This is a genomic window from Chitinophaga fulva, from assembly GCF_012927205.1.
GTDB classification, from domain to species: domain Bacteria; phylum Bacteroidota; class Bacteroidia; order Chitinophagales; family Chitinophagaceae; genus Chitinophaga; species Chitinophaga fulva.
Genome location: NZ_JABBGC010000001.1, coordinates 3,127,292 through 3,142,645, shown reverse-complemented (window position 1 = coordinate 3,142,645; position 15,354 = coordinate 3,127,292). Strand labels below are relative to the sequence as shown.

The 15,354-nt window shown below is 49.7% G+C and carries 9 protein-coding genes; 3 read left to right on the top strand and 6 right to left on the bottom strand.

The annotated features are described in order from the left end of the window. On the top strand, window positions 1-2,271 hold the full coding sequence (gene bglX, locus HHL17_RS12780; protein WP_169225098.1) for a beta-glucosidase BglX: 2,271 nt from the start codon (window positions 1-3) through the stop codon (window positions 2,269-2,271). A 607-nt stretch (window positions 2,272-2,878) separates the two neighbouring features. Here the strand turns inward: bglX and HHL17_RS12775 are convergent. Then, window positions 2,879-3,643, bottom strand: a complete 765-nt coding sequence (locus HHL17_RS12775; RefSeq protein ID WP_169225097.1) for an SDR family NAD(P)-dependent oxidoreductase — start codon at window positions 3,641-3,643, stop codon at window positions 2,879-2,881. 132 nt (window positions 3,644-3,775) lie between these two features. Between HHL17_RS12775 and HHL17_RS12770 the strand changes: the two genes are divergently transcribed. Beyond that, window positions 3,776-4,672: a helix-turn-helix domain-containing protein gene (locus tag HHL17_RS12770; protein ID WP_206155973.1), complete on the top strand. Its 897-nt coding sequence runs from the start codon at window positions 3,776-3,778 to the stop codon at window positions 4,670-4,672. Here the strand turns inward: HHL17_RS12770 and HHL17_RS12765 are convergent, their stop codons facing one another. The 5 genes from HHL17_RS12765 to HHL17_RS12745 form a co-directional block, all read right to left on the bottom strand. Beyond that, the gene (locus tag HHL17_RS12765) at window positions 4,673-5,779 is read right to left on the bottom strand and encodes a Gfo/Idh/MocA family protein (RefSeq protein WP_169225096.1); all 1,107 of its coding nucleotides are present in this window, start codon (window positions 5,777-5,779) and stop codon (window positions 4,673-4,675) included. 102 nt (window positions 5,780-5,881) lie between these two features. Further along, complete coding sequence (locus HHL17_RS12760) at window positions 5,882-7,300, bottom strand: arylsulfatase (protein WP_206155972.1); 1,419 nt, start codon at window positions 7,298-7,300, stop codon at window positions 5,882-5,884. Window positions 7,301-7,318: 18 nt separating this feature from the next. Further along, window positions 7,319-9,097, bottom strand: coding sequence for a RagB/SusD family nutrient uptake outer membrane protein (locus tag HHL17_RS12755; RefSeq protein ID WP_169225095.1), 1,779 nt, complete (start codon window positions 9,095-9,097; stop codon window positions 7,319-7,321). An 18-nt stretch (window positions 9,098-9,115) separates the two neighbouring features. Then, window positions 9,116-12,550, bottom strand: coding sequence for a TonB-dependent receptor (locus HHL17_RS12750; protein WP_169225094.1), 3,435 nt, complete (start codon window positions 12,548-12,550; stop codon window positions 9,116-9,118). 229 nt (window positions 12,551-12,779) lie between these two features. Further along, window positions 12,780-13,889, bottom strand: coding sequence for a FecR family protein (locus HHL17_RS12745; RefSeq protein WP_169225093.1), 1,110 nt, complete (start codon window positions 13,887-13,889; stop codon window positions 12,780-12,782). Between the two features lie 154 nt (window positions 13,890-14,043). Here HHL17_RS12745 and HHL17_RS12740 point away from each other — a divergent pair, with 154 nt between their 5' ends. Then, window positions 14,044-15,354 carry an AAA family ATPase gene (locus HHL17_RS12740; RefSeq protein ID WP_169225092.1) on the top strand — a complete coding sequence of 437 codons (1,311 nt, stop codon included), beginning with the start codon at window positions 14,044-14,046 and terminating at the stop codon, window positions 15,352-15,354.

The window sequence follows — 15,354 nt, the reverse complement described above, 5'->3', positions numbered from 1 at the left end:
ATGAAGAAGCTACTAATCGGACTACTACTGGTAGTCGCCACGGAAACACAAGCACAGGATGCCAAAATGAATGCCTTTGTCAGCAATCTGATGGGCAAAATGACTTTAGAGGAAAAAATCGGTCAGCTCAACCTGGTCGTGCCGGGAGGCGGTACCGTTACCGGCTCGGTCGTCAGCCAGGGTGTGGATGACAATATCCGCAAAGGCAACGTAGGTGGCCTCTTTGGCATCACCGGCCCGGAAAAAATCCGTAAAATACAGGACATCGCCGTTAAAAACTCCCGCCTGCATATCCCATTGATTTTCGGGCTGGACATTATCCACGGACATAAAACCATTTTCCCTATTCCGCTGGGCCTCTCCGCTTCCTGGGATATGGGTCTGATTGAACGCAGCGCCCGCATCGCTGCACAGGAAGGCACCGCCGATGGTCTCTCCTGGGCCTACTCCCCCATGGTGGACATCTCCCGCGATCCCAGATGGGGCCGCATCGCCGAAGGTTCCGGCGAAGACCCTTATCTCGGCTCCCGCATTGCCGAAGCCATGGTAAGAGGCTACCAGGGCAAAGACTACAGCCAGGGCAACACCCTCATGGCCTGCGTAAAACACTTCGCCCTCTATGGCGCTGCAGAAGGCGGCCGTGACTACAACTCCGTAGACATGAGCCGTATCAAAATGTTCCAGTACTACCTTCCTCCCTATAAAGCCGCTATCGACGCCGGCGTAGGCAGCATCATGACCTCTTTCAATGATATCGATGCCGTACCTGCCACCGGCAACAAGTGGCTCCTGACAGACTTGCTCCGTAAACAATGGGGCTTTAAAGGTCTGGTAGTGAGTGACTACACCGCTGTGAACGAAATGATTGCCCACGGTCTCGGTAACCTGCAAACCGTATCCGCCCTGGCCCTCAAAGCCGGTCTGGATATGGACATGGTAGGCGAAGGTTTTCTAACCACCCTGAAAAAATCCCTACAGGAAGGCAAAGTGACCCTGCAGGACATCAACAACGCCTGCCGCCGCGTACTGGAAACCAAATATAAACTGGGCCTTTTCGATGATCCTTACCGTTATATTCGGGAAGACCGTGTGGCCAAAGATATCCTTACTCCGGCCAACAGGGCCGCTGCCCGCGAAATAGCCGCCCGTTCCTTCGTACTGCTGAAAAATGACCGGCAAACCTTGCCCCTGGCCAACAAAGGCACTATTGCCCTCATTGGTCCGCTGGCTGACAGCAAAAACAATATGCTGGGCACCTGGGCCGTATCCGGTGACCTGCAGCAGGCGGTTACCGTACGCGAAGGTATCCGCAACGTAGTGGGCGATAGTGTGAAAATACTGTATGCCAAAGGCGCCAATCTCACAGATGATACCACCCTCGCCAAAAATGTGAACGTCTTCGGTCCCCGCGCGGAAATAGACAGCCGCAGCCCGGATGTCATGTTACACGAAGCCTTCAACGTAGCCCAAAAAGCCGATGTGATCGTAGCGGTACTGGGCGAAGCTTCCGAAATGAGCGGTGAAAGCGCCAGCCGCAGCAACCTCGACATTCCCGAAAGCCAACGCACACTGCTCAAAGCACTCGTTCAAAGCGGCAAACCTGTGGTGCTCGTACTCATGAATGGTCGCCCCATGACCATCACCTGGGAAGATGCCAACGTAACCGCCATCCTCGATACCTGGTTCGCCGGTACCGAAGCAGGCAACGCCATTGCCGACGTACTGTTTGGCCGCTACAACCCTTCCGGAAAAATCACGGCCAGCTTTCCCCGCAACGTAGGCCAGATACCAGTGTTCTATAATCATAAAAATACTGGCCGCCCGCTGGAAGGCACTACCTTCCAGAAATTTAAATCCGATTACCTCGATGTTCCCAATACACCGCTGTATCCTTTCGGCTATGGCCTCAGCTATACCACCTTCTCCTACAGCGACGTGAAAGTGAGCAAACAAAACCCTGCCGGCAATGAAACTATCACCGCCAGCGTTACTGTTACCAACACTGGTAAATACGCCGGTGAGGAAGTAGTGCAGCTCTACCTCACCGACCCGGTAGCCTCTGTCACCCGCTCCGTGCAGGACCTCATCGGGTTCCGTAAAATACCCCTGCAACCCGGCGAAAGCAAGGAAGTAAGCTTCAATATCTCTACCGAGAACCTGAAGTTCTATAACAGCAACCTGCAATATGTCTGGGAACCTGGCGAGTTCATCATCCGCATTGGTACCAATTCTGCGGAGACGAAATCAGCGACGATCACATGGCGGAAGTAGTTTCGTCGCGACAACGTGATGCGATAATGTTGTGGGGGTATGCGCCCGTAATCCCAGGGCTGAAGCCCTGGGCTAAGATGTTGAGGTCACGAGATCAGGTTACAAGATCAGGTCACAAGATCAAGACACGAGATCAGGTCACAAGATCGGTTACGAGATCAGGTCACAAGATCGGTTACGAGATCAAGTCACAAGATCAGTTACAAAATCAAGTTACAAGATCTGTCACGAGATCAAATCACAAGATCAGGTACGAAATCAAGTCACAAGATCGGTCACGAGATCAAATCACAAGATCAGGTACGAAATCAAGTCACAAGATCGGTCACGAGATCAAATCACAAGATCAGGTACGAGATCAAGTCATAAGACCAAGTACCAAGACCAAGCCACGTGTCACACGATTCTTAATAAATCGTCAACCCGGCATAATCTCCCTGTTTTATTATTCGCAGGAGAAGTAAAAAAATCACACAGGAAACAAAAAAATAAAAACAGCCATGGATACGCGTCCATGGCTGTTTCGTTATCCATCAACCTGAATAATTATTATCCGCTTTAATCTCCCCAAATCAGGCGCATCAGCAGTAATCATGTCCGTCAGGTGTTACAGGTGTATACCACCAGATACCTCTATCCGCTGACCATTTATCCACCTGCCTTCTTCGGTCAACAGGAAAGCGACCACTCCGCCAATATCTTCCGGCAATCCTACCCGGCCCAGCGCTGTGGCGTCTGCTATGGCTTTATTGGTTTCGGGATTGTCCCTCACATGACCATGACCAAAATCTGTTTCGATAGCTCCGGGAGCGACTACGTTAGCGCCTATACGACGTGGCCCCAGTTCTTTGGCCAGATACCGGGTCAGAGTATCAATGGCGCTTTTCATGGAACCATAAGCAGAACTGCCGGGATAAGCAAACCGCGCCAGGCCAGAGGAAATATTGATAATGCGGCCACCATCATTCAGCAACGTCAATGCCTGCTGCGTCAGGAAGAAAACACCTTTGTAATGAATGTTCATCACGGAGTCAAACTCTTCTTCGGTTGTTTCAGCAAACGGTTTATATAAAGCGGTACCAGCATTATTCACCAGAAAATCAAATTGACCTGTCTGGAAAGTGTCGGCCAGCACTGTTTTCAGCCGCTGAAAGAAATCCGGAAAACCTTTGATGTCACCAGCGTCCAGCTGAAGGGCCGCCGCCTTGCCCCCTCTCTCTTCGATGGCTTTGATCACCGCATCGGCCTCATCTTTACGGCTATGATAAGTAATCACCACATCGATTCCCTTTTCAGCGATACGCAGCGCCATATTTCTTCCCAGTCCACGGCTGCCGCCTGTTACCAGTGCTATTTTTTTATGAGATGCCATAATTGAAATTTGTTTTTGATATTACAAAGGTAGGCCGGCTATTGTTGCGGCTGGTTGTGTCTATCAATCCATTATTTGCAAAATTCAAATCAGCCCGCTTTTTGTACCTTTGGATAGTGCAAATCTGACATCATGATGGATATTAGTACACTGGAGGATTTCTACAGGGAAACAGAAAGACAGCAACCGGCAGATGCCCATAAGGAAATAGGCCACTTTAATGTGTTTGATACCGCCGAGGTCAACAAACAGAACGTGATGCCCTATAACCGGCGCACTTATTACAAAATCAGTCTTATTCGCGGGAAAAACCGCGCTGAATATGCGGACAAGGTCATCGATATTGAAAAAAACGCACTGCTGTTCGCCACCCCCCGCATACCGTACAACTGGGTACCACTGGACGCCCAACAGGACGGCTGCTTCTGTATTTTTAATGACGAATTCCTGACCCGCCATAAAAGCGGTGTTATACTGGAAGAACTGCCGATCTATCGCCCGGGAGGCGTACCGGTATTCCAGGTTTCCGATGAAGAGGCAACCGAGATACTGGCTATCTTCAAAAAAATGCAGAAGGAACTGGCTTCCGATTATCTCTACAAATACGACCTGCTGCGCAACTACGTCATGGAACTCATCCACTACGGCCAGAAACTGCAACCTGTCAGCATCCTAAACCCTTCACACAATGCGGCTGCAAGAGTGTCATCATTATTTATGGAACTACTGGAACGGCAGTTCCCTGTGGCCTCTCCGCAGCACAGGATCGGCCTGCGCACGGCGAAAGATTACGCCGGACAGCTGGCAGTACATGTTAATCATCTCAATAAAGTATTAAAAGACCAAACAGGCAAAACCACCACAGAACTGATCAGCAACCGGATATTACAGGAAGCTAAAATACTGCTGAAACAAACCGACTGGAGCATCTCCGAGATCGCTTATAGCCTCGGTTTCGAAGAACTGGCGCACTTCTCCAATTTCTTCCGTAAACAAACATCATTGGCACCCAATACCTTCAGAGGATAGCTACCCGAGATGCAGGTCTACTTTACGCCCTGTTTTTACGGCCAGATAAATAGCATCAATGATTTGCAGATCTTTCAGCGCCTCTTCCCCATTGACCGGCACTACCGGCTGTTTGCCTTCCAGCAGGATGCCCGCCATCTCATCCATCTGTACCGTTTGATGTGTTTTGTGCGGCTGTGTAAGTTCTCCTTTATGTGTACGCCCGCGGATAGGACCGTAACCGGTAGATGGTTGCAGTTCTGCAAACCCTTTCTCCCCATTTAAAAAGAACCGATCGAGGTTATTCATGTTGTAGGTCGATAGGCAGGAAGCTACGGCACCATCGGAGAATCCCAGCTGAAACTGTATCGTTTCATCCACACCTTCTTTAAACTTCACCGGGTCTGTTTTCGTTTCCTGCGCGGTCACCCATACCGGGTCTGCCCCCACCATATAACGGGCGCCGTTGAGCGCGTAGATACCGATATCCATCAGGGAACCGCCGCCGGCCAGGGCTTTGTTCAGGCGCCACTGTGTTGGGTCGCCTATACGAAAACCGCACTGCCCCTGAAAGAACATGATTTTCCCAAATTCACCATTATTACGCATACGGACCACCTCCAGCGTTTTGGGCTCAAAATGCATCCGATATCCGACTAACAGCTGTACCCCGGCCTTTTTACAAGCGGCGATCATCTCTCTGCCTTCTTTGGCATTGAGGGCCATCGGTTTTTCACAGATCACATGTTTACCGGCAGCGGCGGCACGTATCACGTTGTTGTGGTGCAAGGCGTTCGGCGTGGTCACATATACGACATCTATATCGGGATTGTTTTTGATCTGATCGAAAGTATCATAGCTGTAGCAGTTCTTTTCGGGGATACCGTATTTACTTTGCCAGTCTTTTATTTTAGCAGGCGTACCACTGACAATACCGGTAAGCTTTGCTTTGGTGCAGGACTGCATGGCTTCTGCCACACGGTTGGCATAGCCACCCAGGCCCATGAGAGCTACTCTAAGCACCTGCCCTTCGCGGCGGGGCACAGCAGCCAGACTGGCGAGCGATGATAGCGGGATAGCCATGGCGGCGGCGGCCACCTGTTGCAGGAAATTACGGCGTGTATGCATAAACGGGAATTTTAAACGTAGTTAATAGTACAAAAAAATACCTGTTTATGCAAACAGCCAGCCCATGAATGAGCTGGCTGTTTTTATCTGTTTGATAACTTTTTATTGTGCGATCAGCGGGAATACCGGACTTTCGATATGTGCTTCCTGCATATACCCTTCTATTTTTTTGACGATATCAGGATGGGAAGATGCTATATTATGCTGTTCTGCCGGGTCTTTGTCGAGATCATACAATTCCAGCGGCGCATGCGCATCTTTTGACACGCCTTTGCGGAAACCTTTCCATTTGCCCATCCGCACGGCCTGTGTACCATTATCTTCATGAAACTCCCAATACAGGTAAGGATGCTGCGCCTGTTTACCTTTTCCGGTAAGCGTGGGCACCAGCGAAACACCATCGGTGTAAGGAGGTTTGGGTGCCCCAACCATATCCGTGAAGGTAGGCATCAGGTCCCAGAACGCGCCCATAAAGGCATTGCGGCTACCGGATTTTACGCTGCCCGGCCATTTTACGATGAAAGGCGTACGGATGCCTCCTTCATAGAGATCGCGTTTGAATCCGCGCAGCCCGGCGGCACTGTTGAAAAACACCGGGTCTGCCCCGCCTTCACGGTGTGCTCCGTTGTCACTACTGAAAATAACGATCGTGTTCTGCGTAAGCCCCAGCTGGTCCAGCTTATCGAGGATCTGACCTACATAGGCGTCCAGGCGGCTGACCATCGCGGCGTAGGTGGCATGTGGTTTTTCGACGGAAGCGTAACCGGGCACCAGCGCACCGGGGCCATAATCATTGCCTTTGTACGGCTTTTCCGGGAAAGCGTTTTCATATTGTTTGTAGTACTGATCATCCGGGCCGGACAATTCCGCATGTGGCAGAATGGACGGCACAAACAGGAAAAAAGGCTTGCTGCGGTTATTCTCAATGAAAGCCAGCGTTTGTTGCTGTATTAACTCCGGCGCATACACTTTTTTCTGCTTCAGGTCATTACCTTCCAGATCGATGCGGGTGTTGTTGCTCCACAGATGTGTGGGATAATAGCGGTGCGACTGGCGCTGACAGTTATACCCGTAAAACACATCGAAGCCTTTTTTGTCAGGAGCACCGGAAGTGCCTACCATGCCCAGTCCCCACTTACCGAAGGCGCCGGTCACATAGCCGGCCTGTTGCAACATCCTGGCATAACTCTGCACCGTATCTGCCAGCGGCTCCTGGCCTTCGGGCTGTATTTCCTTGTTGCCGCGCACATAAGTATGACCGGTATGCTGCCCGGTCAGTAACGAAGAACGGGACGGTGCACACACGGAAGTACCGGCATAAAAACGGGTAAACATCATCCCCTGACGGGCCAGCCTGTCGATATTGGGCGTTTTGATTTTCTGCTGGCCATATACGCCCAGATCGCCATATCCCAGGTCATCTGCCAGGATAAACACGATGTTCGGACGCTGCTGCGCCTGCACAGACACCCCTGCCAGCAACAAGGCTGACAGGAGCGGAAGAACGATTTTTTTCATCATCACGTTCATTTTTACGGGTTATTTCCATCCGGGGTTCTGCACCAGACTGGGGTTCAGCACCGTTTGATTGGATGGGATCGGATAAAGATAATAATAGTCCGGGAAAGGTGCAGGCGGCACTTTCTCATAAGCGATATATCCTTCTGTAGCGCCGTTCTGAATAGGAATGGGCGCTGTGGCGGATACATCGGTACCTTTTTTAATCCAGCGGCCCAGCTTCTGCTGCACGGCATAATCCATTTTCTTCCAGCGGCGCAGGTCATCAAAGCGGAAAGACTCTCCCATCAGCTCAATAGCTCTTTCACGGCGAATCTCCCAGAGTGTAGGCGTTACCGTTGGATCGCGGGTAGGATCGTCCGGGATGGCGGCGAGCTGCAACGGCGCTACGCCACCGCGTGCACGCAGCTTGTTGATGGTCTGCTCCACAATACCCTGATCAAACTCGCCCAGCTCATATTTGGCTTCGGCATAGTTGATCAGCACTTCTCCCATCCGGAAGATAGGCGCATCATTCACATCAAGGTTCTGCACCATCTGGATCTTGTTGCTGAATTTATAAAAGCGGTAACCGGTATACGTCACGTTAAAAGGCTGTCCCTGGTTATCATCCACAAAATGCGGCTCCTGGCGCACCACAAGTCCCTGCCAGTTGAGCGTGGGCAACGTTTTATTTTTAGGACCGGAGATAGCGGCCATCACCGGGAAATACTCCTGGTCTGCCGGGTTAGTGGTAGGCTGCCAGTTCATGCTCGGATGGTTCACCAGCACTTTAAACGGCGGTGGTACGGTGAAGTATAAACGTTTATCACGGTTACGGAATTCGGTGTACGGTGACTTATCACCGGCAAACAGCGGACTGCTCCAGCGTGTCTGTCCGTCTGTCATCAGGTACATGTCGACAGCCTTCTTCGTAAGGTCCCAGCGGCCGGAAGAGTTACGGCCCAATGATGCCAGCGAATGATACACCTGCGTTTGATCGTACTGCTTATACAACAGGATGCCCGGTACGCCGGCCAACGACTCACTGTTGAAATCCAGATCATAGTTAGGATTCAACAAAGGGAAATCTTTCACCAGTTTAGCCGCCGCATCTGCGCTGGCACGCAGGTAAGGCAACGGATCGCCCAGCTGATGGTACTTACGCCACGTACCTTCTGTCAGTCCAAAGCGGGAAATCAGTGCACGCACCACATTTACGTTGATGGTATTGGGACCGTCGCCGGCTGGTTTGATATGCGCTTCTGCCCATAACAGCTGATCCAGGATTTTCTGTGTCACTTCTGCACGTGGCGTACGTTTGCCGTAGAGCAGGTCTGCATCGCCATCTGACAAAGCTTTTTCCACCCACTGCACATCGCCGTATTTATTCACGAGGTTGGCATAACTGTAAGCCCGGAAAAAATATCCCACGCTCCGCCAGTGATCTTTGTCTGACGCGGAGATAGGCGACTGGTCCAGGTTGTCCAGCATGATGTTCACCGCACGGATCCTGGCATAAGGATCTTTGTAATCGTCAGAGGCAGACGGGATGGTGATACGCTGCCAGATCCAGTTGGATTCCCCGCTGGGATTAGCATTCAGGAACAGGTCCGCATCATATTCTTTATTCACGCTCGCGGGAGCATACCCGGGAAACACTTCATAGAACTGCCATGCGTATGCTTTGATATTATCGTATTGTGTAAACGTTGTTTTTTCGGTGAGCTGGTCTTTCGGTTGCAGGTCCAGCCGGCCCTGGCAGCTGTGCAGCAACAAGGCTGCGGCAGCAATGGAAACAATATGTTGAATACGGTTCATACTGATTGGTTTTGCTGGTTAGAAATTAACATTTAGACCGAAGCTGTATTTCTTCAGGAAAGGATAGATACCGCCGTCGCTCACTATACTGGCATCTGCTTCCATGCCATCCGGCAGATGATCGAAGGTGAAGAGGTTTTCACCGGTTACGAATACACGAATATTATCGATGAAAATACGTTTCAGCAGTGGTTTCGGCACGGTATATCCCAGCGTAATGTTTTTCACCCGCAGGTAAGCGCCGTTGGATAAATATTTGGTCTGCACAAAACGGCTTTTGTCCGCATTACCGGCGCCATCAGGATATCCGCGCGGATAAAAACCATTCGCATTGGCGGGCGTCCAGTAGTCGAGGTTATGTTTGTACATGGTGCCAAACTGGTTGAGATAAGGCCAATACAGCTGGTTGCTGAGCCATAGGTCTCTTTTACCAACACCTTGCAGGAAGAAGGAGAAATCGAAATTATTCCAGGAGGCGTTACCGAAAACACCAAACTGGAAGCGGCGTTGCGTATTACCGATCACTTTACGGTCACCTGGATCAGCCAGGGTGTTGTTGCCGGTGAAGATCTGGCCATCGCCGTTCAGGTCTTCATAACGGATATCACCGGGATTTTGCGGTACACCGCGGTATCCGGGCACACCGGGCAACAGCGTGCCTTTTTGCAGATTGGCGTCCAGCGATCCTTTCTGAAAATCATCTACCGTATAAAACCCATGGGTCACAAAACCCCATATCTCCCCTATCTCCTGTCCGGTGTAATAGTTGTCCAGCTGACCACTACCATTGATGGTCAACAGGCCGGCAGGATTGTTATACCGCGTAATGAAAGCACGGCTGTCTGACAGGTTAAAGCCAATAGAATAACTTACGGACCGCACTTTATCTTTCCAGGACATTTGCAGTTCCCAGCCTTTGGATTCCAGGTTTGCTACGTTTTGCAAGGGTGCAGGAGCGCCCAGGATAGCGGGCAGCTCGGCGCCTGGCGCCAGCATGTTGAGCGTGCTGCGGCGGAACCAGTCGAACGAAGTATTGAGGCGGTCGCGGAACAAGCTGATGTCAGTACCGAAATCAAGCGTACGCACTGTTTCCCAGGTAAAGTCGGAACTCACGAGTGCGGGCATGCCCAGCGATACATAACGGATGTTGGTCGCGGGGTCTGTCCAGGAAGCGTTGTAAGGCTCCATACCGGGAATATAGGGGTAATAGTTAGGTACCCGGTTGCCATTCTTATCTCTTTTAAACACCACCTGGTTGCCGATTTCGCCGAAGGAGCCACGCAGCTTCCATTGTGACAGCACGGGGCTGAGTGGTTTCATAAAAGGTTCTTCACTAACATTCCAACCAGCAGACACAGAGGGGAAGAAACCAAAACGATGGCCCGGCGCAAAGCGGCTGGAACCGTCGAAACGGCCGTTTATTTCCACCAGGTATTTGTTTTTATAATCGTAGTTGATACGGCCGAAATAACCGGAAATAGCGTATTCGCCGAAGCCGTCGCCGCCGGCAATCGTGCCGGTGGAGGTAGATAATGAAGGCACCTGCGGACTCAGGATATCGAGCCTGTTGATGTTAAAATTCTCCTGTTTACTGATTTCCTGGTTGGTACCTATCAGCAGCGTGGCATGATGTTGCCCCAGAGCTTTGGTATAGCTGGCGTAGAGGTTCACCGCCTGGTATACCGTTTGGTCATTGGCGCGGGTGTAGCGGGTATTATTGTTAAGGAACTGACGGTCGTAAGTGGCGGCGTTGATGTATTCATTTTTGCCTCTTATCTGCCGGTCGTCCTGATTTTTTTTGTTGTAGGTATATTCTCCGGTGATTTTTAAGCCGTTGAGCGGATTATACTCCAATTTACCGAACAGGCGCAGATCGTCACCAAACGAGGTATTGACCGGTTCTGTTCTTACTACATTATTCGGTGTATTATAAGGCAACACATCCCCGTTGGGAGCGGTGCCATAACCTGTAGGAATATACGAACTATAGGTGATCGCGTTGTAGAACAGGCTACCAAAATCTGCCGGCGTAGTGCGGTTACTGTTTTTATAAAACAGGTTTACACTGGCATTGAGGTTTTTAGTCAGCTCTGTGCCGAGGAAAGCATTGAAATTATAACGGGTGTATTTGTCCTTGTTGGTAACGAGGATACCGTCTTCCCCGGTGTAGCCGCCGGATACGCGGAACGTTGTTTTCTCAGAACCGCCGCCGAAGGAGAAGTTGTGCATCTGTTCAAAGCCGCGGGTGAACAGCTCTCCATAAAGGTCCGTTTCCGCCAGCGGGTACTTTAGTCCGTTCACTGTCGTATAGCCGTCGGGGTAAGTAGACGGGTTTTGCTGATAATCTTCCAGTAGTTTCAGCCAGGTGTTTACATTCTGACCGGTCCAGTAGGAGTTAGTGCCAAAGTCTTTCAAGGCGCGCACCAGTTCCAGGGGCGACGCTTTCTTAGGCAGCGTGGTAGGTGAACTGAAAGTAAAGTTATTGGAATAGCTGAAGCGGACAGGCTGGTTCTTCTTTCCCTTTTTAGTAGTGACCAGTATCACGCCAAAGGCGGCACGGGCGCCGTAGATTGAGGCTGCTGCCGCATCTTTGAGCACCGTTATATTGTCAATATCTTTCGGGTTTACATCGTCGATGTCCATCGGTACGTTGTCTACCAGTACCAGCGGGTCGCCGCCGTTGATGGAAGTATAGCCGCGGATATTGATAGCGGTGGAAGTACCGGGCTGGCCGGAGCCATAGGTGATCTGTAAACCCGGAACAGCCCCCTGCAAGGCCTGCGAGGCGGAGCTGACGGGCCTGTCGCCCAGCACTTCATCCATTTTCACAGAGCTGACAGCGCCGGTGAGGTTGGCTTTTTTCTGGGAGCCATAACCTACCACCACGACTTCATTCATAGCAGAAAGATCTTCCTGCAGCACGATGTTCATCGTAGCGGTGGCTTTGATTTCCTGCTGAGCATAACCAATAAAACGGACTATCAGCACAGATGAGGCGCCCTGTACGTTGAGGGAAAATACGCCTTGCCCGTCGGTGATCGTACCGTTGGTCGTGCCTTTTTCGAGGATGCTGACACCAGGCAGCGGTTCCCCTTTATCGTTGGTCACCTTGCCTTTGACCGGCATTTTTACGATGACAGGCATAGTGACCGGGTTAGATGTTTTGTTCCCTATCAAGATGATTTTCCCGTCCACCCGGTATGACAGGGGCTGATGATACAGTACAGTCGCCATCACCTCATCGATGGAGGCATCTTTGACCCGTATACTGACCGGAGTAGCTTTCTCCAGTATTTCCGTGCTGAACAGCACTTCATAGCCTGTCTGTCGCCGTATTTCGGCGAACACTGTTTTCAGGGAGGCTTTTTCCAGTTGCAGGGTCACCTGCTGCGAAAATGCCGCAGCAGACACCTGAAGGAAAGCTACCGTCATCAACAGAAACGTCAGCTTCATAACATTTAAAAATTTTGTCAGGTACTGGTGACGGGGGTTCCTGGTGGTGGGACAAAACACCCCCTTGTATGGATTTCTGAAATTCATACATTTGCTTGGTTAGGTGAAAGAATAGTTTACTGAATAAGCGTTTGGTAACTGTTTTACCTTATCTCTGACCGGTCATGTTGGCGCATGGCCGGTCTTTTTTTCTGGTTGACGAATTGTTTTTCCTCCTTGTTTTTACTTTTTAATGTCTGACACTGATGATATTGTTGTTCACGTTGAATTTTACGCCGCCGGTGAATTCAAGCATCTCCAAAGCCTTTGACAACGGTACGTTTCGTGGGATAACGCCGTTGTAGTGCATGTTAGGAATGGTTTTAAGATCTGCTTTCACATCATACCAGCGGGATAATTGCTGCAATACTTCTGTTAGATACGTATCATTAAAAATAAAATACCCGTTTTTCCAGGCCACTGCGGCATTTGCATCTGCCGGCGCTTTGGACAGGGCGCCCTGGTGGTAGAGGCTCGCCTGCTCTCCGGGATTTAGTATTAGTCCGTTGTGGCCTGCGCTAACTCTTACGCGGCCTTCCAACAGTGTTGTTTGCGTACATGCATTCTCTTCATAAGCATTTACATTGAAGTGAGTGCCCAGCACTTCCACCCGTTGCGATGGCGTATATACAATGAAAGGCTGACGGGCATTGCCAGCTATTTCAAAATAGGCCTCCCCTTTCAATTCCACGGTCCGGGTGCTGCCAGTGAAAGTAGCCGGATAACGCAATGAAGAAGCGGCATTGAGCCACACTTTACTGCCGTCCTGCAGTACCACCCGGTACTGTCCGCCGCGCGGTGTGGCGATTTCATGGAAGCCGCTGCCGGCGCCCGTTGCTTCGTACACAATCTCTCCGCTGTCGCTCCGGTATACCCGTAGCCCGGCCTGTTGCGCCACCGCTTCATCGTTGGCCGTTCCCAGGATGATCTTTTTGCCGTTGGCGAGCGTGAGCACCGCTTTATCAGTGCCGGCGGGAATATCCTGTTGCACAGCTGTAGCCAGCGCCGGTTTGAACTGTCGTTCCGGTTTCAGGTATATTGCCAGTGCTATCAGGCCCGCCAGCATGGCTGCTGTGGCATACCAGTAACGCATCATGCGGCGTGACTTCCGCCGGCCGGTACGCTGGTGAATGGCTGCCAGCATGCGCTGCTCCACTCCCCTGGTATCGGGGGGAGGCAAGGTGCTTTCCCCTGCTTTCTCCGCCGCTTCACAATACCGGAGATAGGAGGCTATTTCCTCCTCTGTGGCGGTACCATCGCTGATTTTCTCCAATAAACGCTGTAATGTTTCCTGTTCCATAAAGGACGTTCCTGTATAGTAGGCACCTTAATGGGAGCGATCCCCCAAGGGGGAGTGAAATTTTTTTTGAGAGAATTTTAATCCATTCGGCGAGCAGGTTAATTTTCTATTTCTGTATTAAGTTCAGTATTTTACACTAAATATTTAGTTGCATATGCAGTCCAGACTGATAGTTAAAGACTTTGGGCCAATTGATTTTGTAGATTTGGATCTGAGAAATGTGAATGTTTTCATTGGGCCACAGGCGAGCGGCAAGAGCGCTTTGGCCAAGCTATATACAATTTTTAAAGCCCCGAGGAAGTTCATTAAGGAAGATAGATTCGATATTGTTGCTGAGCCGCAGGAGGTTAATTGGCAGTTTCAGGAAGTATTAGAAGAATATAATATTTCTTCATTCCTTAAAAGCGGAACTGAAATAGAATTTATCTCCGAGCTGCACTCCATAAGCTATAGAGGAGGAAAGATAACCTATACTCCACTGCTCCTTAATAGGATTGAGATGATGGAAGAGTTGAAGGAGAATTTTGAGGGGAACCGGGCAGAAATAAGACAAAGCATTAGTGATCTTGCAAGCAAGTTTATTCTTTTTGACATTCATGTTAGACTGATATTGAAAGAGAGTTTTAAGTCCGATATATTTTTAATAACATCCGAAAAATTAGCCAAGTTAAATGAAGAACAATTTTCAGAAATTATAAAAATCATAAAAACAACTGAAGCCAATTTAAGTACCAATGCGGCGCTCTATATTCCAGCTGAAAGGACCTTTGTCAATATCATTAAAAACGCGTCTTTGAATTTAATGCTGAACAATGTCCCCATTCCAAAGCATATATTGGCCTTTGGTGCGGGAGTTGAAAAGGCATTTATTAAAGACATCGATTTAAGTTTTTTGCAAAAAAATCTTACTTATAAAAATATAAACGGAGAAGACAGAATATTTACGGATACAGAGCATAGTATAAAGCTAACGGAAGCCGCTTCTGGTATTCAGAGTGTCCTGCCTCTTTTAATTCCGATTTTAGCTCACAAAGAAGTAGGTGGACACAGGTCGTTTGTAATTGAAGAACCGGAATTGAATTTGTTTCCTATTGCGCAATATGAACTGATAAAAAAGCTGGAATCTTTAAGGAAAGAGCCATACTGGGAGGATTATGGATCCATACACACCTATACCACTCATAGTCCTTATATCCTCTCCGCATTAAATAATCTACTTTATGCCAATAAAATAAAGCGGTCAGTTATACCTGCTGATGTGAACAGAGAGGATCACATCCAGAAAGTCAACAACATAGTTTCTGCTGACATCAACCCTTACTACTTTACGGCCTATCAAATATCTAATGGTGGGGCAGCATCCATTTTTGACCGCGAAAACGGTGTCATTATCGACAATTACATTGATAATGCTTCAGACAAGCTCTCCGATGATTTTGATGCATTAATGGATTTAGCAAACTAA

Coding starts and splice junctions, on each gene's coding strand:
- bglX (WP_169225098.1), top strand. CDS start 1: ATGAAGAAGCTACTAATCGGACTACTACTGGTAGTCGCCACGGAAACA.
- HHL17_RS12775 (WP_169225097.1), bottom strand. CDS start 3,643: ATGGCATCTCATAAAAAAATAGCACTGGTAACAGGCGGCAGCCGTGGA.
- HHL17_RS12770 (WP_206155973.1), top strand. CDS start 3,776: ATGATGGATATTAGTACACTGGAGGATTTCTACAGGGAAACAGAAAGA.
- HHL17_RS12765 (WP_169225096.1), bottom strand. CDS start 5,779: ATGCATACACGCCGTAATTTCCTGCAACAGGTGGCCGCCGCCGCCATG.
- HHL17_RS12760 (WP_206155972.1), bottom strand. CDS start 7,300: ATGATGAAAAAAATCGTTCTTCCGCTCCTGTCAGCCTTGTTGCTGGCA.
- HHL17_RS12755 (WP_169225095.1), bottom strand. CDS start 9,097: ATGAACCGTATTCAACATATTGTTTCCATTGCTGCCGCAGCCTTGTTG.
- HHL17_RS12750 (WP_169225094.1), bottom strand. CDS start 12,550: ATGAAGCTGACGTTTCTGTTGATGACGGTAGCTTTCCTTCAGGTGTCT.
- HHL17_RS12745 (WP_169225093.1), bottom strand. CDS start 13,889: ATGGAACAGGAAACATTACAGCGTTTATTGGAGAAAATCAGCGATGGT.
- HHL17_RS12740 (WP_169225092.1), top strand. CDS start 14,044: ATGCAGTCCAGACTGATAGTTAAAGACTTTGGGCCAATTGATTTTGTA.